This is a genomic window from Salinicoccus sp. ID82-1 (genome assembly GCF_021991715.1).
Classification (GTDB): Bacteria; Bacillota; Bacilli; order Staphylococcales; family Salinicoccaceae; genus Salinicoccus; species Salinicoccus cyprini.
The window spans coordinates 1-26,813 of sequence record NZ_JAGFLY010000007.1 but is presented as its reverse complement, the minus strand read 5'-3'; the positions used below and the strand labels follow the sequence as shown (position 1 = coordinate 26,813).

Here is a 26,813-nt window from a genome sequence, read left to right as displayed (position 1 = left end):
CTTGCGTTTTTACTTGGCGCCCAAGTGGATGGCCGTGGCCATCCGTTTATCGGAATTAAACGTTGACATATTGTCATTCAGTTTTCAATGTTCTGTTGTTGCGTCGTTCTTTTTAACACTCTTACCATGTTACATCATCTCTCGAAATTATTCAAGCGTTAATTTTACACTTTCGAATATTTTTATGAAAGAAAATGTTTCTGTGTTTCTTCGGTGTCCATGTCGTCCGTGTTTTGGCGACTTTTATATCATACCAAGTAGAAAGCTCAGTGTCAACGACTTTGTTGAACTTTATTTAAAGTCTTTTTGTTTGCTTGCGTTGTTCACTAAATGCTAAATATTAGATTATCATAAATGCTATAACTTGTATATAATGAATTTCAGAGGTGAATTGTTTTATGAAGAAACCAGGAAATAAGATACTACGTATTCGCGGCTATGCACTGGCCCTGATCTTTATAGGTATGGGAGTCATGTATCTCGGTGTATTCTTCAGGGAGTACCCGCTCGTCTTCAGCATCTTTCTTCTTATAGGAATGCTTCCCATCATATTGAGCTTCGTCATCTACTTCTGGGTGGGCATGATCAGCACACGCGCCATTACCGTCCAGTGTCCGAATTGCGAGAAGCATACTAAAATATTGGGACACGTCGACTTCTGCCAGCACTGCAAGGAACCTTTGACGATCGACAAGGAACTTGAAGGAGAAGACTTCTCTCTCGACTACAACGTAGACCACCGCAGAAAAAAGGCGATAGAAGAACTGAACGACAAGAAACAGAAATGAGCAGGGGATATATCCCCTGCTCATTTCTGTTTACGATTATTGAACTGTTCCTATTCCCTGCATTCCGGACATACACCATAGATTTCAAGTCTATGATGACTCACATCGTATGCCGTGACAGAGCCTGCGAGCTGTTCCACTTCCTCAAGCCCCGGATAATGAAAGTCCGTAATCTTGCCGCAATTGCTGCAGATGATATGATAATGGGTATCTGTGATGAAATCGAAGCGGCTTGAAGCGTCCCCATACGTCAGCTCCTTGACGAGCCCCGTCTCCTTGAAAAGCTTCAGATTGTTGTATATAGTGGCGACACTCATATTTGGATATTCACTGGAAAGCGCTTTGAATATATCATCAGCAGTCGGGTGTTCCTCTGTTTCTATCATATACATGAGCACTGCTTTTCTCTGTGGTGTAATACGCACACCTGTTTTCTTCAGTGCATCGATCGATTCAGTGAACTGATCATTGGCATCCATCATTTTCATATTGATACCTTCCTTCTCTAACTGACTACTGTAGTACATTCATTGTACTTTGTACTGAAATTGATTGTCAAATCACTTTGTTCAGTATCCCCTGCCATTATCAATGATATTCTTCATCGACTCGGGATCATCCATATGTCCGAGGTTATAGGCAAAGATTTCAAAGCCGCGCTCGAGGTATCCTTCGGTTTTGGATGATGCATGCGGCGTGATGGTCAAGTTGTCATAAGTATAGAATACATGATTCCCGGGCAGCGGTTCCTGATTGAATACATCCAAGATCATATGTCGGATCATGCCCTGTTCAAGCACTTGCGAGATGGTTTCATCGGTCATGATGTCACCACGTCCGATATTGACGAATACCGCACTTTCTTTCATTTTTTCAAATAGATCCGTTTCAAGCATTCCTCTTGTTTCAACTGTACTCGGCAGAATATTGATGATGATATCCGCTTCATTGATATGCTGCTCAAGTTCACCAATGGAATGCGTCCGGTCAAAACCTTCCACCGCGTGGCCTGTCGTATTGTAGCCCACCACTTCTGTACCGAAGACACGGAGCACTTTGGCCAGATGGGCACCTATGCTGCCGGTACCGAGCAGGTGGACGGTTTTGCCATAGATTTCTTCCGTCCTTGCATTCTTTCGCCAATGGGCATTGTTCTGATCCGCTTTCAGCTGGTTGAAATCCTTATAGAACGAAAGCAGCAGCCCGACAGTATACTCGGTCATCTGTATTTTATGAATGCCTTTTGCATTCGTGATATGGACATGATCAAGCCGTTCAAGCGGCAGATCATCAAGTCCTGCACTCATGACCATCATCCATTCCAGGTTTTTGAAAGCTTTTACATCATCTTCGTTGAAGTTGGAGCCGTACGTAATGAAAATTTCGCACCATTCGCGGTCTTCATCCGTCATTTCCGCAGTTTTTCTGAAGCGGTATTCAAGTTCCGGGTGCTTTTCTTCCATTTTTTCAATCATATGCGGTCTCAAGTTGACAGTCGACAGTATATGTTTCATCTATGCTTCCTCTTTCAGATAGGTTTTGAGTTCGTCGATATGGGATTTCGCCTTGACGTTATCCCATCTTTGTAGAATATTGCTGTCTTCGTCTACAATGAAAGTCGTTCTGACAATACCTTTCGACTCCTTGCCGAAAACTTTTTTCATCCTATAAACATCGAGTGCCTCAGAGAGTTTGAAGTCCTCATCGACAAGAAGATCGAAGTTCAGGTCATTCTTCTCTATGAAATTCTGATGTTTCTTTCTGGAATCGCCGCTCACTCCATACACTTTGACATCCAGTTCATTCAGATAGTCCAGATTATCCCGTAGGTCGCATGCCTGCGCCGTACATCCGGGTGTATTATCTTTAGGATAGAAATAGATGACGGTCTTCCCGTCGAAATCCTTATTGCCAATCTTCTCCCCGTCCTGATTTTCTAGTTCGAATTCCGGGAACTTCTCCATATGTATGCCTCCTTGAATATACCTGTATATAATGATAATACCCGAGTTTTACGTGCCTCTCAACAGAAGTCCCTCCTTAATTAACGGTCCGGAATGTGGTAGAATACACATTGTGTAAAATACAGATCAAAGGATGAAACATATGTACGATCACAAGAGATCCGAAGCACTCCAGAAACAGGCAGACGAAGTCATACTCGGAGGCGTCAATTCCCCTTCCCGTTCCTACAAGGCAGTAGGCAATGGTGCGCCCATCGTAATGGACAGAGGTGAAGGCGCCTATCTCCATGATGTCGATGGCAACCGCTATATCGACTACCTGGGCGCTTATGGACCCATCATTACAGGTCATGCGCACCCCCGCATCCATGAAGCCATAGCTGAGCAGAGCAGCAAGGGCATACTCTATGGCACACCAACAGAGCTTGAAATCGAGTTCGGCCGCAAAATAAGAGATGCAATTCCATCACTTGAACGTGTCAGATTCGTCAATTCCGGTACTGAAGCAGTCATGACGACGATCAGGGTCGCACGCGCCTATACGTCGAGAAATAAAATCATCAAATTTGAAGGCTGCTATCATGGCCACTCCGACCTCGTGCTTGTCGCAGCCGGCAGCGGCCCTTCCCAGCTCGGCACTCCCGATTCGGCAGGCGTACCAGAAGGTGTGGCGGAAGATGTCATTACCGTGCCTTTCAATAACCTCGAAGACTTCAGAACAGCAATGAACCACTTCGGTGATGAAATTGCTGCGGTACTCATCGAACCGATTGTCGGCAACTTCGGCATTGTCGAACCGATGGAGGGCTTCCTTGAAGAGATAGACAAAGTGGCTCACGATAATGGCTCACTCGTCATCTACGATGAAGTCATCACCGCATTCCGCTTCACTTATGGTTCAGCACAGCAGCTGCTCAATATAGAGCCGGACCTCACTGCACTCGGAAAGATCATCGGCGGCGGCACACCGATCGGCGCATATGGAGGCAGAAAAGATATCATGGAAAGTGTTGCGCCGCTCGGTCCAGCCTACCAGGCAGGCACGATGGCAGGCAATCCGCTCAGCATGGCTGCCGGACTGGCGTGCATGGAAGTGCTCGGCAAGCCCGATGTGTACAAGAATCTTGATGCACTCGGCAAAATGCTTGAAGATGGTCTGCTCGACCTGATTCAGAAGTATGAGGTCAAGGCGACAATCAACCGCCTTGTCGGCGCCCTGACCATATATTTCACCGATGAGACCGTCACCAACTACACCATGGCTGAAGCGAGCGATGGAGAAATGTTTTCCAAATTCTTCAATGGACTGATAAGAAGAGGGGTAAACATTGCCCCGTCCAAATACGAAGCCTGGTTCCTGACAACGGAGCATACTGAAGCGGATATCAAGGAGACACTTGCCATTGTTGAAGAAGTTTTCAAAAATGACCTATAGGAGAGGGTACCATGCGCTTTGGTGCTAGAGTTTTCAAAACAGGTGTCACTGTCGTCCTCACACTGTTCATAGCAGAGACGCTCGGACTCGGCCCCTCACTGATTGCTGCAATCGCTGCGGTGTTTGCCCTCCAACCGAATGTCCACCGCTCGGTCATGAATACGTGGGACCAGTTCCAGGGCAATACCCTTGGGGCGATAGCTGCAATTGTCATGGTTCTGCTGTTCGGCCATAACATGATCGTCATCGGTCTGACCGTCATACTTGTACTGGCAGTCCTGCTGTTCTTCAATCTGCAGAGCGTATCCACACTGGCTGTCGTAACGATGATTGCCATCATGGATGCACCGACCGTCATAGAAAGCTCCACCACCACAGATTTTCTTGAAGCAGCAGGTGTACGTTTTGCACTGGTCATGATCGGTGTGCTGTCATCACTGGTGGTCAATCTGCTCTTCATCCCACCGAAGTACGAAACCAAGATGTATCATAACTGCTTCAACATCACGAGTGATATATTCAAATGGATCCGTCTTGAATTGAATGCAGTCAGCGAATTCCAGATTGTCAAGAAGGATATCGAGTCGCTGCGTACACGCGTTGTCACGCTCGAAACCATGTATCTCTGGTACCGTGAGGAGAAGAACTACTTCAGAAGAAACAACTTTGCCGATGCCCGTCGTAAAATACTGTTCAGGCATCTGATCGCCTCCACAAGGCGGACGTTCGAACTGCTCAGAAAGCTGAACCGCTATGAAAATGACTATAACCATCTGGATGAGGATTTCAAATACCGCATCCGCCACGAGATGGACCGCCTGATGGTGTACCACGAACAGATCTTCATGAAGATTACTGAAAAGATCCGTCCTGATGCACCGTGCGGAATATATGACAATGACATACAATTCGAGAATTCCATGATGGATGATTTCGTCATGCTCTACCAGCAGGCGAAAACGCCGGAAGAGAAAATGCAGTATGAGAACATACTCGAAGTCATATCATCCATCCATGAATATTCCAATTCACTGGATCGCCTGGACAGATTGACAACAAGCTTCTTCCGCTTCCACGGAGATAAGAACAAGATCAACATACAGGATGAGACACTCGATATATAAAAGAACAGGCGCAGGAATTAATTCCTGCGCCTGTTTCTATTGCCATCCATTATTCTCCGCCGGTCTGCCTCTGAATCTGCTGACATGCGGATTCCCTTTGACAATGAAGCGGTAAGGGTAGGCCACCGCCTCTTCCTTATTGTCTATGCCGATTCTCGGCGTCGCTTCAATTTCAGCAGGCACACGGCCTGTCTGAAGTGTAAGAATACCGTTGTTCAGTTCCATGCCATTGTGCAGTTCGCGGCGCACACCCATGGATTTGGTCAGTTTGCCGGGACCATCAGTGAGACCCGTTTCCCGACCGCGCCTTTCAATCATGATGTCTCGACCGACATCCGGCTCGAGTCCCCTGATGAGTATTCCTTCAGGATGCTCTTTCTCTCTTGTCAGGATGTTCATGCAATGATGGCCATGCATCGTATAGACATAGACATGGCCATAGTCATTGAACATCATTTCGTTCTTCTTATTCTTTTTGCCACCGAAAGTATGAGCGGCACGGTCTTCAATTCCGAGATATGCTTCAACTTCGGTGATGAAACCACTGGTCATGACACCGTCGATGCATGTAGTCAGTCGAACACCGAGCAGACGTCTTGCTGCTTCCAGTGTGTCATCAGCCAGAAAACTTATATCCAACGTTTCAGCCATGGCGACATCCTTTACTATAGATTCTGTATGCTGTAGAGATTATAGTAGTCTCCCTGCTTCTTCATTAGTTCAGCATGCGAACCGGCTTCCCTGATCTGGCCATTGACCATTACAAAGATGCGATCGGCATGGGTGATGGTCGACAGCCTATGCGCGACGACTATGGTCGTCCTGTTCTGGGACAGTTCCAGAAGCGTTTCCTGGATGATGCTTTCACTCTCCAGGTCGAGCGCGCTGGTGGCCTCATCGAGAATGAGGATCGGCGGATTCTTCAGAAAGACCCGGGCAATGGCAATCCGCTGCTTCTGCCCACCTGACAGTTTGACACCACGCTCACCCACTTCTGTTTCGTAGCCTTCAGGCAGGCTCATGATGAAGTCGTGTGCGTTCGCCCGTTTGGCAGCTTCAAGCATCTCCTCTTCCGTAGCGTCCGGTTTGGCGAGAAGAATGTTCTCCTTGATGCTGTCGGAAAAGAGTACGTTATCCTGCATGACGATTCCGACTTTATTCCTCAAGGATTCAATTGTATAGTCGCGGATGTCCGTACCGTCAAGTTTCACTTTCCCTGATGTCACATCATAGAAACGTGGAATCAGGGTTACCAGCGTCGATTTTCCGCCACCGCTCATTCCGACAAATGCGGCTGTTTCCCCACTCTTCACATTGAAATTGATGTGGTTCAAAGTGTCCGTATCTTCTCCATTATAGCTGAATCCGACATCCTGGAACTCGATGTTGCCATCAGTCTGCTTAAGCTCACGAGCACCCGGACGATCTTTTACATCGTATTTCTCATCGAACAGCTGGAATACCCTGTCCATTGATGCGATACTCTGTGTCAGGGTCGTGGATGAGGATACGAGTCTGCGGAGTGGTCCGTAGAGCCTATCCAGATAGGCGATGAACGCAGCCAGAGTACCGACTGTCAGATTACCCTGGATCACCTGGTAGGCACCATAACCGACGACAAGCAGAGGGCCGACATCGGTGATGGTGTTGACGACCGAAAAACTTCTCGCCGTCCATCGTGCATGATCCGTCGCCTTGTTCAGAAAATTACCGTTCTTATCATTGAAACGTTCCGATTCATTCTTTTCCACTGCAAAGCTTTTGATGACGTTGATTCCCTGGATGCGTTCGTGGAGAAACCCCTGTACTTCCGCCAGTGCCTGCGATCTTCTTCTTGTAAGTTTCCTCAGCCTGCCGAAGAAGAACCACACGCCAAAAATGTAGAACGGGAAGACGATGATCGACACGAGTGTCAGCTCACCATTCATCGCAAACATTATTGCGAGAGCGATCAGTATCGTCACCAGGTCGAGCCAGATGTTCATCAGGCCCGTCATGATGAAGTCCTTCGTCTGTTCAACGTCATTGATGACACGGGAAATGACTTCGCCGACCTTATTATTGGAATAGAACTTGGCACTCAGCATCTGCAGATGGCTGTACATCTTCTTTCTTATATCGTAGATGATCTTATTGCTTGTCCACTGGGCGAGATACTGCCTGAAGTATTCGACTGGCGGCCTGATGATGAGGAAGATGAAGGAGAACACAAGCAGTACCTGGATCAGCATGTTCACCTTGTCCTCTGTACTCAACCCTTCCGGCATGATGATGCTGTCGATTGTATACTTGATAAGCAGCGGCAGAAGAAGCGGAATTCCGAACTTCAGCACCCCGATGACGATCGTCAGAGCAATCAGCCATCTATAGGGTTTAACAAATTGCAAATAGCGTCTTATCACAAAAAATACTTCCTTTACTGACATAAAAAACAATCAACCGGATAGTTGATTGATCTTTAGTATGATTTGAAATCATTATTGAAACGTCCTTGCCACACTTTTATGAAGTCCGGCGCGAAGGGTCCTTTTTTCCTTTCGATCCACTGCTGAAGCACATCGACATTATGTCTGAGTATCCGATCGATATCCTCGGAGTATTTCATGCGGTTCTTATGCAGACGGTACTCATCCTCATCGAGAAGATGATATTTGCCGTCCGGATAGACTTTGATATCGAGGTCGTAGTCGATATATTTCAGTGCTTCCTCATCATAGATGAAAGGAGATGATAGATTGCAGTAGTAGTATACGCCGTCTTCTCTGAACATGCAGATGACATTGAACCAGTACTCGACGTGGAAATAGACGATTGCCGGCTCCCGGGTCACCCATGTCCGCCCATCACTTTCGGTGACAAGCGTGCGGTTGTTGCCTCCGATGACGACATGATCCGTACCTTTGAGAATTGTGGTTTCGGACCATACACGGTGGATGCTACCATCGTGCTTATAGCTCTGAATCTTGACCTTGCTGCCCTCTTTCGGTATGGATTCCAGACCCATATTCCACACCACCTTTAGAATAATACTACTATATTATAGCATAGCCGGACATACATTCACATTCATCCGTTTTCAGATTCGAACAGCCTGTAGAGCTTCTGCATGGCCCTGCTCATCGGCAGATTCTCCACTTCTCTGAGCGGGACGAAACCGGGGTGTGGACTCCGGGTGTGCAGCATATACCCTTCCATGTACCATACCTGGTGGGTGAACACATGCTTGCTGCTGCCGATGTGCACGCCTGATGTATCTACATCGATGCCCAGTTCCTCGCCGATCGATTCGATGGATGTATCCACATCATACTTCGGCAGTTCATACATTCCCTGCAGCAGCGTCCCTTCCTGTTTTCTGAGCAGCACTTCCCCGCGGTCGTTCAGAATGAAATAGACGTTGTAGTACAGTTCATTCTTCTGCTTCGCCTTCTTTTTGACCGGAAGTTCTGCCACAATGCTTTCCTTATACGCTTCGCAATTCTCCTGCACCGGACACATGATGCACTTCGGTGCACGGGGTGTGCAGATGGTGGCTCCGAGCTCCATCAGTGCCTGGTTGAAGTCCCCCGCTTCGAGCGGAATGATCTCCTCTATCCGGTGCTTTATGTCTTTCTGGACGGACGCTTTGGTCATATCTCTTCTGTCTGCATCGAGTCTCGATATGACACGCAGCACATTTCCGTCCACTGCAGCCAGCAGATGGTTGAAGGCGATGCTCTGCACAGCACCCCCTATGTACGGTCCTACGCCTTTCAGCTTGAAGAATGCTTCCGGCTGGTCCGGCACAACAGAACCATAGCTGTCCCGCACCTCTCTGACAGCTGCCTGGAAATTGCGGATCCGGTTATAGTAGCCGAGCCCTTCCCAGTCTTTGAGCAGCGCCTCCTCATCGGCATCTGCAAGGCTGTCGATATCCGGGTAGCGGGTTATGAATTTCTCATAATAGGGTATAACAGTAATGACCTGAGTCTGCTGCAGCATGACCTCGCTCAGCCATATGCGGTACGGATCCTGTGTCTGCCGCCAGGGCAGCGCTCTTTTATTGGACTGGTACCATCCCAACAGGTTATGATTGAACTCTGAAATTTTCAGCATGGTTGACACCTTCCTCTGTTAATTATGTCACTTGAATGGGGAGAATGAACATGGATACTCTAACACATACACTGATGGGCGGTACAATCGTTGGTCTGGCCGCCATCGATCCATCCATAGATCCCGTCTCCGTCGGGTTTATTACTACTGTAGTCGGTGCATCCCTCGTGCCTGACGTTGATACGGTAATGAAACTTAAGAATAATGCTGTATACATCACCCATCACCGGGGCATCACCCACTCATTGCCATTTACATTCTTCATCTGGCCGGTATTGCTTACCGCACTGAGCGTGCTGCTTTTCGACCTGCCTGCACTGAACATGTACTTATGGATCCAGTTTGCAGTTTTCATGCACGTGTTTGTGGATATTTTCAATTCCTACGGCACACAGGCACTGCGGCCTCTCAGGCATATATGGATCCAGATCGGCATCATCAATACGATTGATGTCCCCATACTGCTGCTGCATGTCCTGTATTTCATATTATGGTATTTTACAGGGATGCCGGTACTGCTGTTCATCGGACTTTATGCAGTGCTCGCCATCTATTATATTACACGCTACATGATGCAGCGTTCCCTCGTAACGAAAGTCACCCGGCAGCTGCCGAATGAGGAGATCAGCCGGCTGTTCTGCATGCCGACCATCCACTATTTCGAATGGCGCATTGTCGTTGTGACAAAGAAGGCCTATTATGTAGGACGCAGTTTCCGCGGCAATATCATCTTCTACGACCGCTTCAATAAGAGCAAGCCGATCGAAGAGGAGCGATTCAAAAGCATCAAGCAGGATGAGAACTTCAAGGCATTCACTTTCTTTTCCTCCATCTACCGCTATGAAGTCACCGACATTTCGGACAAGCTGGTGGAGATCAGATATATTGATTTGAGATATCTGAAGGAAGGCCACTACCCCTTCGTCTGCATCATGCAGGTGGACCGGGAGACCCATGAAGTGCTCCATAGCTATACGGGATGGGTATTTACGGAAAGCAAGCTCCAGAAGAAGCTTCTCGGCAGCTGATATGACGAACAAAGCGACTGGGTCATTCGCCCGGTCGCTTTTTTAGATACTGATATAATGAAAATTTGATCTTTCTGTAGTATTCGAACATCCATAAGTACAGCAGTATGACTTGTGCGAAGAACAGAATATCATGCGGCAGCCGGTTGATGTTCCAGCCTGCATGGACCGCATTCGACTGCAGACCATTGATGACATAGTAGAATGGATTCAGACTCAGCAGGTTCTGGAGCCACGGTTCGATATCCTCAGGCAGATACATGATGGGAACAGCAACCACCAGGACGATGAATACAAGGATGTTCATGGCGTTGCTTCTTTTCATCTCCACGGACAGATAGAGCAATGTAAAAGGGATGATCAGTATGACGCCGAGCAGTACGTAGTACAGCAGCGTAAAGATGTCTATCAGCCAGTTCTGGATGACAAGTGCAGCAAAAGCACTGTACAGCACAGTGAATATAAGAAAGATGAACGTCTGGAACACCGTCGTCGGCAGTATCCTCAAATAAAGAGGAATATAGTTCACCTTGACGACCGAATCTTTGTAGAACGTTGCATTCCGATTCAGCACGGCCATACTGAACAGCCATACTGCAGCCATCATTCCTGTCAGTGTATAGAGATATTCCATGACCCCCGACTCATCCAGCATGGACATCGAGATGAACAGGAACATAAGTCCGATGGCATAGATCAGCAGAGGTGTCAGGTTGTGTGACGAAAAGTAGCCTGTCTGTTTGAAGAAGTGACGGTACAAGTATTTCATTTTATGGTTCATAGCACCTCTCCTAACGGTTGATATACAGCCATGTCTCGTTCGAAGCGTCGAGAATCATATAGCCGCTTGGCAAACGGAATATGACATTCTCCGTCGAGACGCCGAACGCTTCATACATGCCTTCAAGATTTCTCGCAGGGAAGGACATGGAGAATATGATGCCCTCCCTGAAGTGGTAGGTGATCGGTATGCCGGAAAGTTCCGCATGCATGTCGCTTGAAGCAGACAGGCTCATCGTATCCATTACAGTACTGCTGTCCCTGTTGATGAATCTCGAATAGTACAGATAGTTGTTTTCAAACACTTCGTCCGTATAAGGCAGAAGGTCCTCGAGTGTCGTTTCCGGATAGAGGCTTGCGGGGTTGAAGTAGATGAGCGAACCGGAATCCACTTCTTCCGTTGCTTCACCGTTCACGACAGTATAGCCCGCATCACTTCTATCACTGACCCGGAGCATGGACATGTAGGGATAGGTATCCCCACCGACTTCCATGCTGCCCTCGGTACTTATTCCGTAGGCAATCCTGTCATCTGTTTCCTCTTCCGGAATCACCACCGTCTGCTCCTGCCCGGCGCTCGCGGCGCCTGTAAACGAAATATCCATGAAAATGACGATACTTGCCATCAGCATGGTAAACAGGACTACAAGGGAAATGATGATCTTCCTGATATTGAACCGGTCGATCGGGCTGGCCTGGTTCCTGCTCAGTCGTTTCAGACCGTGCGCATACCGGCCATATTCGCTTACATTCCGTTTCCATTCAAGATCAAACAGGGCTTCTTCATCCACATTTTTGATCTGGCTCTTATTTTTCATGTAGGCAGCGTATTCCGCAATCCCCTGCTTGACGTTGCCATCGTAGCGTATCTGGCCATAGCTCAGCCAGAGGAAGTAGTTGGCGAGAATCTCGATCGGTTCGATATTGCTTTCGAGCAGCAGTACCCCATGCTCCCTTTTTTCCTGTTCATTGATGGTCGCTTTGAAGGCCGCCGCATCATCTTTGGTCAGATGGCGGTACATATTGCAGTAGATGATGATCTCAGCATCCGCAAATTTGGAGAGCTCAAGCAGCACAAGTGCAACGTCCCGACGCGAAAGATCTCTGACCGGGGTCTTCCAGTGTCTGCTGAAAAGTGCCTGAGCCTGAAGCTCTTCCACAGCCTTTTCGACCTCTTCCGTCTTCAAGTATTCGTCCAGTATTTCTGTAGCAAACATGGAGAGGGCGTGAGGATGATTTACGTGATCCAGAACATCCAGACTCAGCACCGAGCTTTCCGTCTTCACTTTTCCTTTTTTCGTGTCCAGGCTGCCGTTGACGACTTCCTTCAGATAGTGCAGTGTCTTGTAGTCGGATAGGATGCCGAGCACTTCCCCTTTGTAGAGGTGGAAGGAGACATCCTTCAGAAGCAGCCCTTCTTCCCGTCCAAGAATACGATCTCCGAGTTTTTTCGGCTCCTTGGCGTATGTCAGATTCAGTGCTCTGAGTAGAATGATGTTCTGCATATGATCATCCTCTCTTACTGAGCTGCAGCATACTTACAGGAATCCCTGCTTCTTTCTCTTCTCCTCCGACGAAAAATCCCCAGGCAAAAATCCCTTTGATGTACTCCACCTTGAAAAAGTGGTCTTCGTTGCTGATGATCTTATATATTTTGCCCGGCTCGATCAGAGAGAGGTCGACGAAATAGCTTTCCGCAATGAGCACCTGTCTTTCAAGGACTCTGTATTCATTTTCAACACCCAGCATTTCAGCCTTTCTCATTGCTTCCCGCTTCTCACCAATATATGCTTCGAGTTCACGTCTCGTCATGGTATTCAAAGGTCTCATCATCCATACCGCCTAACTTTTCCTGAATTAAGTCGTAGCCATACCCTTTTCTCATCAGTGCCTGTATCAGTTTCTGCTTCAGGGCAAAGCCTGTTTCCTTTTTTTGATACTTATTGAAATACTTTTCGAAATCCTTATCGAAATGGGCCGTTTCATCGAAATCATCATCAAAATCGATCAGTTCGATATGCGCTTTGCCATATCCCCTCTGATGCAGTTTTTCGGTCAGCTTCATTCTGAACTGCCTGTAGGCACCTTTATGGCGCTTCAGCTGCTTCTCCTTAAGCTTGTTCATGCGGTCGCTGTCCACTTCCGCACTGAACGCCTCAACATTCTTTTTGATGATGTTTTCATCAATATGGTGCTTCTTCAGTTCACGCTGCAGTGCGAATGGCCCTTTATCCGTTGTGGACAGCATCGTATTCTTCAATGCTTTCGCATAGTGGGCATCATTGATATAGCCTTCCTCTTTAAGCCTGGTGACAGTCTGATCGATCATATCGGGATGGTAGTCCGCTTCCATATATTTTCGGACCTCCTGCTCGCTGCGCAGCTTGAAGCTGATATAGCCGAGGGCCTTGACATAGGCCTGGTCATACTGGATGGCCCGGAGGATCTCCTGATACTCCTCGGGCTCAAGCACCCTGTCCGAGATCAGCCTGTACTTTACAACAGACTCCTCATGGGCTTTGAATGAAGTACCATCATCCATATGTATTTCATACATGCTGTTTTTATCCAGTGCCACTTTCTTTATCTGCATGCCATCCCTCCTAGTCGAGAAGATCCGTCGCAAAAAATTCGCGCAGTGCCTTGGAGCGCTCTCTTCTATGACGACGATGCTCCGAGCGTTCCTTACCCGTCTCATCGAGCCACTTCAGCCGTTCATTGTCCGGAATCAGTTCCGGCACCTGAATCGGATTGTAGTCATCATCCAGTGCTACGAAAGTAAGGAAGCTGAAAGCGGCCAGTTTACGTTCGCAGTCGTTTTCAAGTGTTTCCTTCGATATTTTGACAAGGACCTCCATGGATGATCTGCCCGTATGGGTCACCATGGATTCGAGGATGACAACATCCCCCAGATTGATCGGCTCAAGAAAATCCACGGAGTCGATCGACGCGGTCACTACTTTGGCACGGGAGTGGCGGCGCGCTGCAATCGACGCAACATCATCTATGTATTCCATCAGCCGTCCCCCGTAGAGTGTATGGTGGCTGTTCGTATCCGGAGGCATGACGTTCGAAGTTTTAACAGTATACGATTCCGACATTCTTTTCTGCATAGTATCTCCTCCATTCCAAACACTACTATAATAGCATAATCCCAGTACTAAAAAAGAAGGGATATGATTAATCCCTTCTTGATGCTTTCTATTGAAATCTACTATAATTTGCGTTCGAGCGCCTCTTCCGGTGTATCGATCACAAGTGCATCCTTGCCTGGAAGTGATCTTGACAGGAAGTGGTGGAGAACGAAGGCAAATGTGAATATGACGAATAGAAACGCCAGCATTATGAGTACCATCATTGCATAACCCATGGAAAATCCTCCTCTGAAACTTATCCTATTGGATATATTTTATCACAAAGGCGCGATTTGTACTATACAAATCAGAAAGCCCAGTTTCCTTTTTCGAACACTTTTTCTTCTGTGCCATCATCCGTAATGCCGTAGATATCCAGTTCGGCTGAACCGATCATGAAATCGACGTGCGTAATGGAATCGTTGAGTCCAGCTTGCTCGAGTTCTTCACGGGACATATTCTTTCCATCTTCGATGCAGAATGAATAGGCACTGCCAAGTGCAACGTGGCAGGATGCATTCTCATCGAATAAAGTGTTATAGAATAATCTACCCTTATTCGAGATGGGTGAATCATTCGGCACAAGTGCCACTTCGCCCAGATATCTTGCACCTTCGTCCGTATTGAGTAGATTCTCGAGCATCTCGTACCCCTGCCCCGCTTCAAAGTCGACGACTTTGCCATCTTCGAATGTCAGTTTAAAGTCGTCGATCAGATTACCGCCGTAGCTGAGCGGCAGCGTATTGGATACATAACCGTCGACACGTGTCTTCTCAGGCACACTGAACACTTCTTCTGTCGGCATGTTCGCCATGAACTTCTGACCGTCCGCGTTCAGACTGGATGCACCGGCCCACAGGTGGCCTTTCGGCAGGCCGATGACAAGATCGGTGCCCGGCGCATCATATCTGAGGGACTTATATTTCTTACCATTGAGATAGTCGACTTTCTCATGCAGCGTGGCGTCATGCTGCTCCCATGCTTCGACAGGGTTTTCCAAGTCGGCACGGACAGTATACAGGATAAGGTCCATGAGTGCGTCAACAGCCGCTTCATCATCAAGATCCGGATATACAAGCCTTGCCCACTCCACAGATGGATAGCCGGCCACACACCAGCTGTGGTAGTCCGACTGGATGCGGTTCGAGAAATCCTTGAATGCCCTGCCGGATGCCACCTGCATGGCCTGAAGCTTCTCCGGATCCACGTCCTTCATCAGCTCAGGTGAAGATGAAGTGATGCTCAGGAAACCGGCCTTCTCATCGGAATAGAACATTCTTTCGTCGATCGACCACTGGTGGATGGTGCTGAGTTCCTCTTTCGACTGGTGCTTGGCATGCAGCTTCGTCAGTTCATCATCCGACATGAGGACCTTGACTTCCTTTGCCCCTTTTTCGTATGCCTTCTCTGTGACTTTTCTGATCAGCGGCAATGCATCGCTCGCGCCTCTGATGAAAACACGACCGTCCTTCTGTACATTGAGTCCAATATCAACAAGCAGATCTGCATACTTATCCAGTTTTGTTTCTTGTTGTGTCATTTAGATTTCTCCTTTATTTCCTCAGTTTTGAAAGTTCTTCAATGATCGCCGACTGTTCGATTGCCGTAATCTGGTTTCTCGAGGTCACCATTTCGTGTATATCCTTGATTTCTTCAGTTTTGCTGTCATCAAAATCATCCGGATTGAAGAGGCCTTTGTTCACTACGTTCAAAGCTTCTTCAATCTCCTTGAGCATCTCTGCTTTCTGCATTTCCCATTCCTCCATCCTTCGATCGTGTCATTACAATAGTATCAAAAATTATATGATAATAAAATTTATATTCAAGTTATTCAGTGAATAAAGTTTATGATTCATTTAAAATGGATATAAGCAACTATAAATCACATACAAAGGAGAATTCACATGAAAAACAAATTGTTGCCAGCTGTCCTCATTGGCGCCGCCATTGGTGCAGCACTCAGTCTTATCGACAAAAATACAAGAAGCACAGTAATGAGCAGTACAAAGGACCTCAAGTACTATGCACAGAACCCGAACGAAGCGAAAGAGAAATTGACTTCCGACGCCGGCGACTCCTCAAAAGTGCAGTCACTGAAAGATGAAGTAATGTTCTGGAAAGATACAATCCAGGAAATCAGACAGAACAACCCTGAACTGGAAGAATCCATCAAAGATGCGAAAGATACATTCATGAAGAAGCGTGAACAGAAGCAGTTGAATTAATTCCAAAAGAAAGGGCTGACGTGAGTTGGCCCTTTTACTTTTAGAGAGGTGATACATTATGGCAGACAAACCGACGAATTCCGATTATCTTAACCAGGCAAAGCAGGAAGGAAAAGAAAAAGATGCCAAGAAGGCAAAGGGCAGCAACGGAGAAGTGTTCGTTGATAATGTGAAGTTCAAATCAAAATCCGCCAAGAAGCCGAATGAGACGCTATACGTTTCGAAAATCAACAAACCTGCAAAGCACAAGGATGACTCCAACTTCTTCCAGAGGCTGATGTTCCAGTTCGGCAAGGATGATACATCAGGAATGGCAGCACAGCTCGCGTATTATTTTCTTCTTGCCATTTTCCCGCTGCTGATATTTCTGCTGACACTCGTGCCGCTATTCCAGATTGATCAGGCAACGATCACACAATTCATACAGGACTATGCGCCTGCACAGATTGCGGGCACTCTGGAAGGCATCATCAACGATGTCATGGGCGGTTCCAGTGGCGGTCTGCTCTCGGTTGGTCTATTATTTACACTATGGTCTGCATCAAACGGAATGACAGCACTGATGAACGCATTCAATGTCGCCTATGATATAGAAGATGATAGAAACTTCGTGGTTGCAAAGCTCTGGTCGCTCCTGTTTACGATCATTCTTGCACTCTCTATACTTCTGACATTTGTACTTATCGTATTCGGCGAGCAGATCGGCAATCTGCTGTTTGGTGCCATCGGTCTCGATCAGCAGTTCCAGTTTGTATGGAACCTCGTCAGAAGCCTGCTGCCTGTCCTGCTTGTATTCATCGTGTTCCTCGTGATCTACACGACAGCACCGAATATCAAGCTGCAGATCAAGGCCGTCATACCAGGCGCGATATTCACTACAATCGCTTTCCTGCTCGCTTCATGGGCATTCAGTTTCTACATTTCAAATTTCAGCAACTACAATGCAACATATGGTAGTATCGCCGGTGTCATCATTCTGATATTATGGTTGTATATCACCGGAGTGATCATCATACTCGGCGCCCAGATCAATGCAATAATGCATAAGCGGGCGATGGAAAAAGAAGGAGAGGAAACACCAGAAAATGAGTCTACTGCATGATCTGCTCGATTATAATGAGCAATTTGTAAACAACAAGGAATACGAACAGTATGTAACAACAAAGTCACCGGATAAGAAGCTCGTCCTCATATCCTGCATGGATACGAGACTGACGGAGCTGTCCACCAAGGCACTGGGTCTTAAAAATGGAGACATCAAGCATATACAGAATGCGGGTGCGGTCATCTCCCATCCTTATGGGAGCACGATGAGAAGCATACTCGTTGCGGTATACATGCTCGGTGCAGACGAAGTCATGGTCATGGGCCACCACGACTGCGGTTTCGGTGCACTGAAACCCGAACCGATGATGAACAATATGATGGAACGCGGCATTAAGGAAGAGACATTCGAAACGCTGAAGCATTCCGGCATTGATGTCACAAGCTGGCTCAAAGGTTTCGACAGTGTCGAGGAAAGCATCACTGAGAGTGTCGGCAAGATCAAACACCATCCGCTGATGGTGGAAGGTGTACCGATCCACGGCACAGTCATCAATCCGGAAAACGGCAAGGTCGACCTTGTCGTCAATGGGTACGAATCATAAGGGAACACGCTGCATTGAATGCAGCGTGTTTTTTTATATATTCAGTCTTTACATCTATTATAAAAAACAATTATGGTGTATAATGTAACCAAGGAGGGGATGATGATGCGTATGGAAAATAAAGCCACCCAGCACATGGATATCGACCGTATGATCAATGAAGGCGGCTTCCAGCACTATTTCGTCGGTAGCGACCATCATGAGAGTGATACTCCCCAGCATAATGAACGGAATGTTGTAGTGGACCTGCCGAAGACCATTGATGACCCACCAGAAGAGAAAAGAGCCGGATGATATAAAAACAGGGTGGCATACAAATGTATGCCACCCTGTTTCCATTCTAGTCCTCCACCAGTGTCAGAAGTTTCGGACCTTCTTTTGTCACAACGATGGTATGCTCTTTTTGTGCAACGTAGCTGCCGTCCTTCGTTTCGAACGCCCACTCATCCTTGCCGTCTGTAACGAATGATGCATTGGAGGAGATGAATGGCTCGACCGCGATGACCATGCCCTCTTTCAGCAGTTCGCTGTTGCCAGGCTCATAATAGTTCATGATATGCTTCGGTGCATCATGAAGACTTTTACCGACACCATGCCCTGTAAGGTTCTTGATGACCGTCATGCCGTTCTGTCTGGCGACTTTATGGACAGCACGTCCAATCTGGCTCACTTTCGTCCCAGGCTTTATTTTCTGAAGTGCTTCTGCAAATGCCATTTCACAGACATCCACCACTTTCTGTTTCAATGGATCTGCAGATGTTCCGACGACAAAGGAAATGCCCGTATCTGCAAAGTAGCCATTCTTCTTGGCGGACACGTCGATATTGACGATGTCGCCTTCATTGATGACTCGGGACCCTGGAATGCCGTGCGCCACTTCTTCGTTGATGCTGATGCATGTGTATCCCGGGAAGTCATATTCGCTTGTCGGTGCACTTTCAGCACCCATTTCATCAAGGAGGGCCCCGGCGATTTCATCAATCTCCTTTGTTGTCATACCGGCCCTGGTTGCTTCGACGAGGGATTTCAGTACCCTGCCGCAGATCTGGCCGATCTCTTCGAGGTGTTTCATTTCTTCATCAGTTTTAATTATCATTTCTCTACCCTACTTACCTTAAAAATTTTCTTCTGTAATTATTATAACAAACTCTTCATGCTATACTAGAATGGTACCTATTAAAATATTGAAAGAAGCATGAATATGAAATACGACATTCGCAAAATAATTGGTCCGAGAATCATAAAAACGGGACTTTCCACGTTTCTGACCGCCCTGATATGCATCATGCTCGATCTGACACCGATATTTGCGGTCATCACTGCAATCGTCACGATTGAGCCGACTGCCTACGCTTCCCTTAAAAAGGCCTACGTACGATTCCCGGCTTCAATCATCGGAGCCTTCATTGCAGTGGTATCCCTCTACCTGTTCGGTGAGAATGCATTTACCTATTCCTTGGCAGCGACCTTGACCATCCTGGTTACATACCGTTTGAATCTGCATGCCGGTGTACTTGTGGCAGCCATTACCGCTGTCGCCATGGTACCTTCTGTACATGATGCCTATATCTTCAACTTTCTTTCCAGGCTGGCGACCACAACCATCGGGCTTGCGACCAGTACACTGATCAACTTCCTGATTCTTCCGCCCAAATATGCAGGACAGATCGAAGCGATCACCCAGACGACCACACAGCAGACCCACCAGCTGCTTGTACAGCGGCTGCGTGAGATGATGGCAGGGAAATATGAATCGGACAAAAGCGAAAAGGCCTATACTAAAGTCCAGTCCTCGATATCGAATGCAGAGCAGCTTTTGAAGTATCAGCAGGACGAATACCGGTATCATAAATCGAACCGTGAAGAAATGCGGCTGATGAACCGTCTTGAGCGGGAGCTGCAGTTCAAGAAGCTGTACTTTACACATCTCGGCAACCTGATCTACCTGCCTGAAAATATATCCATGAAATTCAGCGGACAGGAAAAAGCGGCCATTGAAGAAATCATCAGGCATCTGGATGGAGATCCGGATGAGCTGACAATGACAAACTCCGCAGTCCGGTTCATCAGACGCCATATCAGAGACCTCGATGAGGAAGCAGATGCTTTCAAAATCCATATTCTTTACGAAATCATCATCATCTATCAGATGATTGTACAACATCATAAGTCAAGTTCCAAACCCCAGAAACTGCCACCCGGCAGCAAGACCGATCCGGATGCTACATGAAGTCGTATATTGTCAAGTTACGATAGGTCCGGTCAGAGAGCTGGGACACGGTGACCCCGATGAGCCTTATTGGCACATCGGGGTCTTTTAATTCATGATAGAGACTATAGGCATAATGATAGATTTCAGCTTCAGTAAAGATCGGGTTGTTTGCCATCATCTGCCTCGAATGCGTGGCATAGTCCGATGTCTTCATCTTGACGGTGACAACTTTGCCCGCATATTGCTGCAACTCCAGCTTATCCCCCACTTTCGCACTCAGTTCCTCGATGACTTTCAGTATTTCATCATCGTCGTTGATATCATAGTGGAAGGTCGTCTCCTTGCCGATCGACTTACGGATGCGTTCGACCTTCAGTTCCGAAGTGCCGATGCCACGCGCCTTCTGATGGAGACTCGTCCCCTTTTTGCCGAAGTGCTGAACGAGTGCTTTCTCTTCCCACTCATAAAGATCTTTGCCCGTATGGATATCGAGTGATTTCATCTTCTCTTCCGTCACGCGTCCGACGCCGGGAAAGTCACCGATATCCAGCCCGAATAGAATATCCTGTACATTATCATAATGAATGACCGTCGTACCAGCCGGCTTGTTCATCCCGGAAGCGATCTTGGCCAGATACCTGTTATAGGAGATGCCGCTTGATGAAGTCAGCTTTGTCACATCGAATATATCACGCTGTATATCAAGCGCAATCGACTGGGCAGACCGTTCCCTTGAAACAAGATGGGTGATGTCGAGGTACGCCTCATCCAGAGATAATGGCTCCACAATCTCGGTATAGCTTAGGAAGATATCCATGATTTTCTTGGAAACGGCCTTGTAAGTATCGAACCTTGGTCTGACATATATCCCATCCGGACACAGCTTATACGCCTGCTTTGTCGGCATCGCAGAATGCACACCAAATTTGCGCGCCTCATAGCTTGCTGTCGCGACGACTCCCCGGCTTTCCGATTTGCCGCCTACGATGATCGGCCTGCCCCGGTATTCGGGATTATCACGCTGCTCCACCTGGGCGTAGAAAGCGTCCATGTCGATATGAATGATTCTTCTCTCCATAGCATCCACCTGTTAGTAATTATTTATCCCATTATAACATAAGACGAACAGACGTTCCTATCTTCCGACTGGATATGTCTCGTAGATCGTCATGCCGACTTCGGTGTCCTCTACGTACTCCATATGCCTGTATTTATACAGAAGGTGGACGTAGTAGAAATCACCCGCACATGCGCCGGTATGGATTGCGATCAGGTATTTGTAGGCCACGTTCGGAAAGCTTACCATCAGTATGATCAGCACTGCCGTGATGATCAGGAAAGGCATCAGTATGATGATTGCAAACTGCCGCCTTGTAAATATCTCTCCGGGTGCCGCCGCATAGAAAAGTCCGGCCTTGTAGCCGAATCTGACACGTCCGCCTGGTGCAAATACTTTGAAGAAGATGCCATGGATGGCTTCATGAGCGGTAATGATTGCGAACATGACGGCCATGATCAGAAAGACTGCACCGAAAATACCGAAGCCGTCCATGTCGGCCAGCACGGCACTGATACTGTCGATGGTGAGCACATCATATATTAGAAACAGCAGGAATAGACTGAATGTTATGCTTAGAACGAGCGTATTCAGAGTACGCATCGCTGCCTTGTCCCTGAAGATGTCGAGTACATACTTGTCCATTGCCCCGCCTCCTTTCAAAAGCACTGTAACACAACTTGTATAAATAATGTTAGACTATCCTATAAATGAATATCGTTCAATTAAGAAACAGGAGGAAATGGAATGGCACGTTTTACAGTAGTGGGCGGCGGCATTGCAGGTGCTTCCACCGCCTATCATCTGGCGAAATCAGGACATCAGGTCACTGTGTATGATCGCGCAGATACAGGCCAGGCAACCGATGCTTCTGCCGGAATCATCTGTCCGTGGATCAGCCAGAGAAGAAACAAGAAATGGTATCGTCTCGTCAAAGAAAGCGCCAAGTACTATCCTGAATTCATAGCACAGCTTCAGGAGGAGACCGGACTTGATACGGGATATAGAAGAGAAGGCTCAATCAGTCTCGTCAAAGATGATCATATACAGAACCTCGCCTTCGAGCGGATCCAATCAAAGCAGGCAGACGCCCCTGAAATGGGTGATGTGCGGAAGGTTTCCAGAGAAGAAGTGAAACGGATGCATCCGAACTTGACCGACCTCTATCCGGGTGTATATGTGGAAGGCGGTGGACAGGTCAAAGGCGCCATCCTGCTCAAGGCACTGAAGGCTGGTTTCATGAAGTATGGTGGGGAATGGATCAACGCGGACTATGATGGACAGAGTGTCGACGGCACGCTCATCTATACGACCGGTGCGTGGGGCATCGAGCAGCGGCATGAGCCGGGAGTACGGCATCAGAGATCGGAAGTCCTCCATTTCAGACTGGCAGACAGCCAGAATAACGACCGTACGCCGGTCATCATGGCACTCGGACCCATCTATATTGTGGAGATGGGATTGAACCAGTATGCCATCGGCACAACCCATGAGGATACGGAAAGCTTTGAAGCCATACCATCACAGGAGAACTATGAGTACTTGCGTGGACTGGCCCATCGCTACTTCCCCGATTCGGAAATCGAAGACGTTCGGATGATGGTCGGACTGAAACCCTATACGAGAGACTTCCTGCCATTCCTCGGCTATGCAAAAGAGAATGTTTTCGTCATCAATGGCATGGGTGCGACGGGGCTGACAGCAAGTCCGCTTGTCGGACGTGAAGTTGCACGCTACTTGAACAACGAAGAGACGACACTCGATATAAACGACTATTCCTATATATAAAGGCAGTTCACGCTGCCTTTTTCTTTTAACGAAAATCGGCTGATTGCTTTGCCAACCTTCATCCATATATTATACAATGAATAAATATCATAAAATCAGTATTCTATTACATAAAAATAAAGAAAGTAGGTGCGATATTGAATATTTTATACAACGAAAAGATATTGCGGAATTTCTTCTACATCTATGCTGTTCTCTTCATCCTTTTTCTCATCTACTTTTTCACCAACATCGAATTCCTGAATCCACTGGTCAATTATCTGGCCTTCGCTGTACTGCTGCTGTCCTGGCTGTTCAGTTCCAAACTGTTCAAGATCATCGGATTCGTCTTCATTTCAACCGGAATCATACTGAGTCTAAGTGCCGGGGAAGGGTTCGGTGCAGTCATCAGCAATACGATGAGCAACATGCCCCTTCTGCTTTTCTTCAGTACATTGCCTTGGATCGGTACTGTCGTCAGAGTCGGCGGACTCGATGACAGCATCACCGAGATGATACAGGATCGTGCAAACAAGGTCGAAAATATTTATGGCAGAAGCATATTCACTACTTATTTTTTTGGGATCTTCCTGAATATTTCAGCAATCTATATCATCCAGCAGCTGCTCGGTGAACTCTTCAAGCGTTCGGAAGTTGCTTTTAAAAATGAATTCATCATCAAATCCACGCTGCGGGCTTTTGCAATGGCTGTCATATGGAGTCCCCTCGAAGTCATCGTCGGTCTGACTGTGGACTCTACCGGTGTCTCCTATTTCACACTGCTGCCCTGGCTGTTTGCAACTTCCGTCATTGTCGGGCTGACCGAAGTGCAGATTACGAAACGGCAGTTCAGAGGACTCACCATCGATGCACCGCTTTATGATATCGACAACAGTGCAATGATACGGTCGATTGTGAAAATGGCCATCCTGCTGTTGTCATTTCTATCAATTGTAATGGTATTGAACGCCTACTCGACGCTCGGCTTCATCATGACGGTGGCATTGATCATCATTCCGTTCAGTTTTGCCGCAGCTTTTGTCATGAAGCGATTCCCGATTTTCCTGAAAGCCGGATGGAAGGCATGGAAGAACCACAATAATCACATGCAGAACTTCTCCGTGCTGTTCCTGTCCCTCGGCGTATTCTCCGGTGGATTCAACAGCAGTGCAGCGCCTGGAGTAATGCAGCAGATTTTCAGCTATGTCGATTCGTTCCTGATACTGATTCTGCTGCTCATCATGCTGGTCATCTACGGGCTCGCAATGTTCGGTGTGCACCCTGTCGCTACACTTGCCATACTGGCAGAAGTACTGGTGCCCGTAATCACACCAGAAAATGCACTCAGCATCGGCATCGTCATGGTAGTCTGCGGCCTCGGCGTCTCCGCTGCTGCCCCGTACGGCATCAATGCCACCATGACATCACAGAGCATGGGCATCAATCCATACAGCATCACACGAATCAACATGAGTTTCTCAATCAGAATGGCAGCAATCGGCATCGCGATGGCGATGCTCGCCCTGCTGATATGAATATAGGACGCCCTTTTGGGCGTCTGAGAAAGTAGAAATAGAAGCTGCGAAATTCGGAAATATCGTGGAATTGGATGGCATGAGAGGCAAAGTCGAGAAAGTGAATGGAAACTCGGTCATCGTCGATATTCCAATCAATGATAGTTCCGAGGAACATGAGATGTTTGAAAAAACAATAGTCGACCACAAACGTTATAAAATCATCGAAGGTTGATCTCTCTGATCGTCAATGGCGTTTCGGATTTCGAGTTTAGGGTTTCGGCCTATGCTGGACGCCGTTGATGCAGCTATAGATGGAGACGAAGCCGCCCCCCTGCAGACTGGATTTGTTCCAGTTTATGTGGAGGGGCGGCTTTTTGTGCTGGTTTGATCCGATTTGTTTGGGTGGTGGTAGTTAACTTGCCATGGCGCCGCCCGCGACGGTGAATTGGCCGTCTAACTTGCCATGGCGCCGCCCGCGATGGTGAATTAACGCTCTAACTTGCCATGGCGGCATCCGCGATGGTGAATTAACCTCCTAACTCGCCATGGCGCCGCCCACGATGGTGAGTTAACCCCCTAACTCGCCATGGCGCCGCCCACGATGGTGAGTTAACCCTCTATCTCACCATGGCACCGTCCACGATGGTGAGTTAACGCTCTAACTTGCCATGGCGGCACCCACGATGGTGGGTTGGCGCCATCACCACGCCACACTCCACCCAATTCCATACAAAAAAAGACTGCAGACATGTCATTCTGCAATGACTTTGTCTGCAATCTGGGAAGCCCTTCAGGGCTTATTTTTTTGTTATACAGACAGAATATCATTTGATCTGTCGCCTTCTGATCAGTCCATATATGATTGGAATGCCAATCAGCATGAAGATGAGCGGAAGCATCGCGACACCGAACAAAGAGCTGCCTTCCAGTGCAACCGACAGAATTTCCAGTATGACGATTGAGAATATGATCAACGTCATATTTTTAGTCATATTCAGCATCCGGCGGCTGTTGAGATAGAATGCCTCCCGATTATCTTCATTCAGACGTGAGGGGTAGTTGTGCACTTGAGGATGCCTTTCGAGAACTTCCATCAGAATTGTCACCACAACTGCGACGGCAGGCAGAATCAACAGCGTAGCGGGAGATCCATATTGGTCGGCTTCACCGGATAGACCAAAATGAAATGGCACTGCATCAGGCAGTTCACCCCACTTCAACAGCAGAAAAGCAATTACAGCAAGAAAAATACTGTAGCAGATGGCGTTCGACATCATTTCCAGCCGTGTCCTAGGAATAGTGAGATCTGATCGATTCATTCTACACATTCCTTTCAAAGGGATTTAACCATATTATATCACGCCGATTGTAAAATTAAGCTAGACACATAAAAAGGGTCACGCATGATACACTCAAAATGGTTTTCCGACAAAAGAAATCATAGGAGTGATCATGCATGACCTACACCCATATTACCACGGATGAACTGGTATTCATAGAAGCCTATTTCCATCACGGCACCCCCGTTTCTCAGATTGCGAAACGACTTGGTCGTGCCCGGCAGACAGTCCACAATGTCATCACACATTTCAAGGCCGGGCACACCGTCATCGAATACTATCAGCGCTATAAGGAGAACAAAAAACGATGTGGTAGAAAACGGATTGCACTGCCAACCGATCAGCAGAAGTATATTGAAAAGCAGGTGGCTCAAGGCTGGACACCGGATGTCATTGTCGGCCGGCAGGAGATGCCAATTGACTGCTCGGGCCGTACACTGTATCGAATGTTCAAACGAAAAACCTTTGATGCGGCCACACTGCCGATGCAGGGCAGGCGAAAACCAAATGGCCATCAGGAACGCCGGGGCAGACAGGCCTTCAGGCGCAACATCTCTGAAAGAACAAATGACTACCCGGCGTTCAATGAAGAATTTGGTCATGTTGAGGGAGATACCATCGTCGGTGTCCGTCACAAGAGTGCCGTCATCACGCTGGTTGAACGCCTGTCTAAGGTCATTATCACATTGAAGCCCGAA

The 26,813-nt window shown here is 47.5% G+C and carries 32 protein-coding genes; 13 read left to right on the top strand and 19 right to left on the bottom strand.

Features of this window, described 5'->3' with window-relative positions:
• Positions 1 to 398 precede the first annotated feature (398 nt).
• On the top strand, positions 399 to 788 hold the full coding sequence (locus tag J4760_RS13155) for a DUF2614 family zinc ribbon-containing protein (protein ID WP_145288278.1): 390 nt from the start codon (positions 399 to 401) through the stop codon (positions 786 to 788).
• Positions 789 to 838: 50 nt separating this feature from the next.
• Here the strand turns inward: J4760_RS13155 and perR are convergent, their stop codons facing one another.
• From perR to bcp, 3 genes are all read right to left on the bottom strand, one after another.
• A complete protein-coding gene (gene perR / locus J4760_RS13150; RefSeq protein WP_370637571.1) occupies positions 839 to 1,267 on the bottom strand; it encodes a peroxide-responsive transcriptional repressor PerR in 429 nt (142 codons plus the stop codon).
• A 90-nt stretch (positions 1,268 to 1,357) separates the two neighbouring features.
• On the bottom strand, positions 1,358 to 2,302 hold the full coding sequence (locus tag J4760_RS13145; RefSeq protein WP_237606035.1) for a D-2-hydroxyacid dehydrogenase: 945 nt from the start codon (positions 2,300 to 2,302) through the stop codon (positions 1,358 to 1,360).
• Positions 2,303 to 2,752 (bottom strand): thioredoxin-dependent thiol peroxidase, encoded by a 450-nt coding sequence (gene bcp, locus J4760_RS13140; RefSeq protein ID WP_237606034.1) that lies wholly within the window; start codon positions 2,750 to 2,752, stop codon positions 2,303 to 2,305.
• A 142-nt stretch (positions 2,753 to 2,894) separates the two neighbouring features.
• Here bcp and J4760_RS13135 point away from each other — a divergent pair, with 142 nt between their 5' ends.
• Together J4760_RS13135 and J4760_RS13130 are read left to right on the top strand one after the other, a co-directional pair.
• Positions 2,895 to 4,187 carry a glutamate-1-semialdehyde 2,1-aminomutase gene (locus J4760_RS13135; protein WP_237606033.1) on the top strand — a complete coding sequence of 431 codons (1,293 nt, stop codon included), beginning with the start codon at positions 2,895 to 2,897 and terminating at the stop codon, positions 4,185 to 4,187.
• 11 nt (positions 4,188 to 4,198) lie between these two features.
• Positions 4,199 to 5,311 (top strand): FUSC family protein, encoded by a 1,113-nt coding sequence (locus J4760_RS13130; protein WP_237606032.1) that lies wholly within the window; start codon positions 4,199 to 4,201, stop codon positions 5,309 to 5,311.
• Between the two features lie 36 nt (positions 5,312 to 5,347).
• Here the strand turns inward: J4760_RS13130 and J4760_RS13125 are convergent, their stop codons facing one another.
• From J4760_RS13125 to mutY, 4 genes are all read right to left on the bottom strand, one after another.
• Positions 5,348 to 5,962 carry a DNA-3-methyladenine glycosylase gene (locus tag J4760_RS13125; protein ID WP_237606031.1) on the bottom strand — a complete coding sequence of 205 codons (615 nt, stop codon included), beginning with the start codon at positions 5,960 to 5,962 and terminating at the stop codon, positions 5,348 to 5,350.
• A 14-nt stretch (positions 5,963 to 5,976) separates the two neighbouring features.
• The gene (locus tag J4760_RS13120) at positions 5,977 to 7,713 is read right to left on the bottom strand and encodes an ABC transporter ATP-binding protein (protein WP_237606030.1); all 1,737 of its coding nucleotides are present in this window, start codon (positions 7,711 to 7,713) and stop codon (positions 5,977 to 5,979) included.
• Positions 7,714 to 7,769: 56 nt separating this feature from the next.
• Positions 7,770 to 8,315 carry a nucleoside tri-diphosphate phosphatase gene (gene ntdP / locus J4760_RS13115; RefSeq protein ID WP_145288301.1) on the bottom strand — a complete coding sequence of 182 codons (546 nt, stop codon included), beginning with the start codon at positions 8,313 to 8,315 and terminating at the stop codon, positions 7,770 to 7,772.
• Positions 8,316 to 8,377: 62 nt separating this feature from the next.
• Positions 8,378 to 9,406: an A/G-specific adenine glycosylase gene (gene mutY / locus J4760_RS13110; protein WP_145288304.1), complete on the bottom strand. Its 1,029-nt coding sequence runs from the start codon at positions 9,404 to 9,406 to the stop codon at positions 8,378 to 8,380.
• A gap of 50 nt (positions 9,407 to 9,456) precedes the next feature.
• On the opposite strand from mutY, the gene J4760_RS13105 reads away from it, so the two are divergent.
• On the top strand, positions 9,457 to 10,434 hold the full coding sequence (locus J4760_RS13105) for a metal-dependent hydrolase (protein WP_237606029.1): 978 nt from the start codon (positions 9,457 to 9,459) through the stop codon (positions 10,432 to 10,434).
• Between the two features lie 22 nt (positions 10,435 to 10,456).
• On the opposite strand, the gene J4760_RS13100 is transcribed toward J4760_RS13105, so the two are convergent.
• From J4760_RS13100 to J4760_RS13065, 8 genes are all read right to left on the bottom strand, one after another.
• Positions 10,457 to 11,215 (bottom strand): hypothetical protein, encoded by a 759-nt coding sequence (locus J4760_RS13100; RefSeq protein WP_237606028.1) that lies wholly within the window; start codon positions 11,213 to 11,215, stop codon positions 10,457 to 10,459.
• A 10-nt stretch (positions 11,216 to 11,225) separates the two neighbouring features.
• On the bottom strand, positions 11,226 to 12,719 hold the full coding sequence (locus J4760_RS13095) for a hypothetical protein (protein WP_145288311.1): 1,494 nt from the start codon (positions 12,717 to 12,719) through the stop codon (positions 11,226 to 11,228).
• Between the two features lie 4 nt (positions 12,720 to 12,723).
• The gene (locus J4760_RS13090; RefSeq protein WP_145288314.1) at positions 12,724 to 13,044 is read right to left on the bottom strand and encodes a YfhH family protein; all 321 of its coding nucleotides are present in this window, start codon (positions 13,042 to 13,044) and stop codon (positions 12,724 to 12,726) included.
• Positions 13,013 to 13,807 carry a RecX family transcriptional regulator gene (locus tag J4760_RS13085; RefSeq protein ID WP_237606027.1) on the bottom strand — a complete coding sequence of 265 codons (795 nt, stop codon included), beginning with the start codon at positions 13,805 to 13,807 and terminating at the stop codon, positions 13,013 to 13,015. Before J4760_RS13085 ends, J4760_RS13090 begins: the two co-directional genes overlap by 32 nt.
• A gap of 10 nt (positions 13,808 to 13,817) precedes the next feature.
• On the bottom strand, positions 13,818 to 14,327 hold the full coding sequence (locus tag J4760_RS13080; protein ID WP_145288320.1) for an acyl-CoA thioesterase: 510 nt from the start codon (positions 14,325 to 14,327) through the stop codon (positions 13,818 to 13,820).
• Between the two features lie 101 nt (positions 14,328 to 14,428).
• Positions 14,429 to 14,584, bottom strand: a complete 156-nt coding sequence (locus tag J4760_RS13075; RefSeq protein ID WP_186365507.1) for a hypothetical protein — start codon at positions 14,582 to 14,584, stop codon at positions 14,429 to 14,431.
• A gap of 71 nt (positions 14,585 to 14,655) precedes the next feature.
• Positions 14,656 to 15,888: an aminopeptidase gene (locus J4760_RS13070; protein ID WP_145288323.1), complete on the bottom strand. Its 1,233-nt coding sequence runs from the start codon at positions 15,886 to 15,888 to the stop codon at positions 14,656 to 14,658.
• Between the two features lie 13 nt (positions 15,889 to 15,901).
• The gene (locus J4760_RS13065; protein WP_145288326.1) at positions 15,902 to 16,099 is read right to left on the bottom strand and encodes a DUF1128 family protein; all 198 of its coding nucleotides are present in this window, start codon (positions 16,097 to 16,099) and stop codon (positions 15,902 to 15,904) included.
• A gap of 153 nt (positions 16,100 to 16,252) precedes the next feature.
• Here J4760_RS13065 and J4760_RS13060 point away from each other — a divergent pair, with 153 nt between their 5' ends.
• The 4 genes from J4760_RS13060 (at position 16,253) to J4760_RS13045 (ending at position 18,516) form a co-directional block, all read left to right on the top strand.
• Entirely contained in the window at positions 16,253 to 16,573 is a 321-nt protein-coding gene (locus J4760_RS13060) for a YtxH domain-containing protein (RefSeq protein WP_145288329.1), read from the top strand.
• 58 nt (positions 16,574 to 16,631) lie between these two features.
• Positions 16,632 to 17,675 carry a YihY/virulence factor BrkB family protein gene (locus tag J4760_RS13055; protein WP_237606026.1) on the top strand — a complete coding sequence of 348 codons (1,044 nt, stop codon included), beginning with the start codon at positions 16,632 to 16,634 and terminating at the stop codon, positions 17,673 to 17,675.
• Entirely contained in the window at positions 17,659 to 18,222 is a 564-nt protein-coding gene (locus tag J4760_RS13050; protein WP_237606025.1) for a beta-class carbonic anhydrase, read from the top strand. The genes J4760_RS13055 and J4760_RS13050 overlap by 17 nt, the downstream gene beginning before the upstream one ends.
• Positions 18,223 to 18,324: 102 nt before the next feature.
• Positions 18,325 to 18,516, top strand: coding sequence for a hypothetical protein (locus tag J4760_RS13045; RefSeq protein WP_237606024.1), 192 nt, complete (start codon positions 18,325 to 18,327; stop codon positions 18,514 to 18,516).
• A gap of 46 nt (positions 18,517 to 18,562) precedes the next feature.
• Here J4760_RS13045 and map read toward each other — a convergent pair whose 3' ends face one another.
• Positions 18,563 to 19,318 carry a type I methionyl aminopeptidase gene (gene map / locus J4760_RS13040; RefSeq protein WP_145288340.1) on the bottom strand — a complete coding sequence of 252 codons (756 nt, stop codon included), beginning with the start codon at positions 19,316 to 19,318 and terminating at the stop codon, positions 18,563 to 18,565.
• A 105-nt stretch (positions 19,319 to 19,423) separates the two neighbouring features.
• Between map and J4760_RS13035 the strand changes: the two genes are divergently transcribed.
• Positions 19,424 to 20,452, top strand: coding sequence for an FUSC family protein (locus tag J4760_RS13035; RefSeq protein WP_145288343.1), 1,029 nt, complete (start codon positions 19,424 to 19,426; stop codon positions 20,450 to 20,452).
• Here the strand turns inward: J4760_RS13035 and dinB are convergent.
• The gene (gene dinB, locus J4760_RS13030; RefSeq protein ID WP_145288346.1) at positions 20,445 to 21,512 is read right to left on the bottom strand and encodes a DNA polymerase IV; all 1,068 of its coding nucleotides are present in this window, start codon (positions 21,510 to 21,512) and stop codon (positions 20,445 to 20,447) included. The genes J4760_RS13035 and dinB overlap by 8 nt on opposite strands.
• Positions 21,513 to 21,569: 57 nt before the next feature.
• Positions 21,570 to 22,136 carry a DUF3267 domain-containing protein gene (locus tag J4760_RS13025; RefSeq protein ID WP_237606023.1) on the bottom strand — a complete coding sequence of 189 codons (567 nt, stop codon included), beginning with the start codon at positions 22,134 to 22,136 and terminating at the stop codon, positions 21,570 to 21,572.
• A gap of 102 nt (positions 22,137 to 22,238) precedes the next feature.
• Between J4760_RS13025 and J4760_RS13020 the strand changes: the two genes are divergently transcribed.
• From J4760_RS13020 to J4760_RS13010, 3 genes are all read left to right on the top strand, one after another.
• The gene (locus tag J4760_RS13020; RefSeq protein ID WP_237606022.1) at positions 22,239 to 23,279 is read left to right on the top strand and encodes an NAD(P)/FAD-dependent oxidoreductase; all 1,041 of its coding nucleotides are present in this window, start codon (positions 22,239 to 22,241) and stop codon (positions 23,277 to 23,279) included.
• A 137-nt stretch (positions 23,280 to 23,416) separates the two neighbouring features.
• On the top strand, positions 23,417 to 24,793 hold the full coding sequence (locus J4760_RS13015; protein ID WP_237606021.1) for a hypothetical protein: 1,377 nt from the start codon (positions 23,417 to 23,419) through the stop codon (positions 24,791 to 24,793).
• 37 nt (positions 24,794 to 24,830) lie between these two features.
• Positions 24,831 to 25,007: a DUF2187 family protein gene (locus J4760_RS13010; protein ID WP_145288357.1), complete on the top strand. Its 177-nt coding sequence runs from the start codon at positions 24,831 to 24,833 to the stop codon at positions 25,005 to 25,007.
• Between the two features lie 592 nt (positions 25,008 to 25,599).
• On the opposite strand, the gene J4760_RS13005 is transcribed toward J4760_RS13010, so the two are convergent.
• The gene (locus J4760_RS13005; RefSeq protein ID WP_237606020.1) at positions 25,600 to 26,094 is read right to left on the bottom strand and encodes a DUF1648 domain-containing protein; all 495 of its coding nucleotides are present in this window, start codon (positions 26,092 to 26,094) and stop codon (positions 25,600 to 25,602) included.
• Positions 26,095 to 26,231: 137 nt separating this feature from the next.
• Here J4760_RS13005 and J4760_RS13000 point away from each other — a divergent pair.
• Positions 26,232 to 26,813: IS30 family transposase (locus J4760_RS13000; protein ID WP_237606019.1), on the top strand; the 582-nt coding region annotated here is incomplete at its 3' end.

What these genes read in the sequence shown, in the direction of transcription:
- map (WP_145288340.1), bottom strand. Translation starts at nt 19,318, where the DNA reads ATGATAATTAAAACTGATGAAGAAATGAAACACCTCGAAGAGATCGGC.
- perR (WP_370637571.1), bottom strand. Translation starts at nt 1,267, where the DNA reads ATGGATGCCAATGATCAGTTCACTGAATCGATCGATGCACTGAAGAAA.
- J4760_RS13070 (WP_145288323.1), bottom strand. Translation starts at nt 15,888, where the DNA reads ATGACACAACAAGAAACAAAACTGGATAAGTATGCAGATCTGCTTGTT.
- mutY (WP_145288304.1), bottom strand. Translation starts at nt 9,406, where the DNA reads ATGCTGAAAATTTCAGAGTTCAATCATAACCTGTTGGGATGGTACCAG.
- J4760_RS13130 (WP_237606032.1), top strand. Translation starts at nt 4,199, where the DNA reads ATGCGCTTTGGTGCTAGAGTTTTCAAAACAGGTGTCACTGTCGTCCTC.
- J4760_RS13155 (WP_145288278.1), top strand. Translation starts at nt 399, where the DNA reads ATGAAGAAACCAGGAAATAAGATACTACGTATTCGCGGCTATGCACTG.
- J4760_RS13075 (WP_186365507.1), bottom strand. Translation starts at nt 14,584, where the DNA reads ATGGGTTATGCAATGATGGTACTCATAATGCTGGCGTTTCTATTCGTC.
- J4760_RS13135 (WP_237606033.1), top strand. Translation starts at nt 2,895, where the DNA reads ATGTACGATCACAAGAGATCCGAAGCACTCCAGAAACAGGCAGACGAA.
- bcp (WP_237606034.1), bottom strand. Translation starts at nt 2,752, where the DNA reads ATGGAGAAGTTCCCGGAATTCGAACTAGAAAATCAGGACGGGGAGAAG.
- J4760_RS13035 (WP_145288343.1), top strand. Translation starts at nt 19,424, where the DNA reads ATGAAATACGACATTCGCAAAATAATTGGTCCGAGAATCATAAAAACG.
- J4760_RS13080 (WP_145288320.1), bottom strand. Translation starts at nt 14,327, where the DNA reads ATGCAGAAAAGAATGTCGGAATCGTATACTGTTAAAACTTCGAACGTC.
- J4760_RS13060 (WP_145288329.1), top strand. Translation starts at nt 16,253, where the DNA reads ATGAAAAACAAATTGTTGCCAGCTGTCCTCATTGGCGCCGCCATTGGT.
- ntdP (WP_145288301.1), bottom strand. Translation starts at nt 8,315, where the DNA reads ATGGGTCTGGAATCCATACCGAAAGAGGGCAGCAAGGTCAAGATTCAG.
- J4760_RS13090 (WP_145288314.1), bottom strand. Translation starts at nt 13,044, where the DNA reads ATGAGACCTTTGAATACCATGACGAGACGTGAACTCGAAGCATATATT.
- dinB (WP_145288346.1), bottom strand. Translation starts at nt 21,512, where the DNA reads ATGGAGAGAAGAATCATTCATATCGACATGGACGCTTTCTACGCCCAG.
- J4760_RS13100 (WP_237606028.1), bottom strand. Translation starts at nt 11,215, where the DNA reads ATGAACCATAAAATGAAATACTTGTACCGTCACTTCTTCAAACAGACA.
- J4760_RS13025 (WP_237606023.1), bottom strand. Translation starts at nt 22,136, where the DNA reads ATGGACAAGTATGTACTCGACATCTTCAGGGACAAGGCAGCGATGCGT.
- J4760_RS13005 (WP_237606020.1), bottom strand. Translation starts at nt 26,094, where the DNA reads ATGAATCGATCAGATCTCACTATTCCTAGGACACGGCTGGAAATGATG.
- J4760_RS13085 (WP_237606027.1), bottom strand. Translation starts at nt 13,807, where the DNA reads ATGCAGATAAAGAAAGTGGCACTGGATAAAAACAGCATGTATGAAATA.
- J4760_RS13095 (WP_145288311.1), bottom strand. Translation starts at nt 12,719, where the DNA reads ATGCAGAACATCATTCTACTCAGAGCACTGAATCTGACATACGCCAAG.
- J4760_RS13055 (WP_237606026.1), top strand. Translation starts at nt 16,632, where the DNA reads ATGGCAGACAAACCGACGAATTCCGATTATCTTAACCAGGCAAAGCAG.
- J4760_RS13145 (WP_237606035.1), bottom strand. Translation starts at nt 2,302, where the DNA reads ATGAAACATATACTGTCGACTGTCAACTTGAGACCGCATATGATTGAA.
- J4760_RS13105 (WP_237606029.1), top strand. Translation starts at nt 9,457, where the DNA reads ATGGATACTCTAACACATACACTGATGGGCGGTACAATCGTTGGTCTG.
- J4760_RS13125 (WP_237606031.1), bottom strand. Translation starts at nt 5,962, where the DNA reads ATGGCTGAAACGTTGGATATAAGTTTTCTGGCTGATGACACACTGGAA.
- J4760_RS13065 (WP_145288326.1), bottom strand. Translation starts at nt 16,099, where the DNA reads ATGCAGAAAGCAGAGATGCTCAAGGAGATTGAAGAAGCTTTGAACGTA.
- J4760_RS13050 (WP_237606025.1), top strand. Translation starts at nt 17,659, where the DNA reads ATGAGTCTACTGCATGATCTGCTCGATTATAATGAGCAATTTGTAAAC.
- J4760_RS13045 (WP_237606024.1), top strand. Translation starts at nt 18,325, where the DNA reads ATGATGCGTATGGAAAATAAAGCCACCCAGCACATGGATATCGACCGT.
- J4760_RS13020 (WP_237606022.1), top strand. Translation starts at nt 22,239, where the DNA reads ATGGCACGTTTTACAGTAGTGGGCGGCGGCATTGCAGGTGCTTCCACC.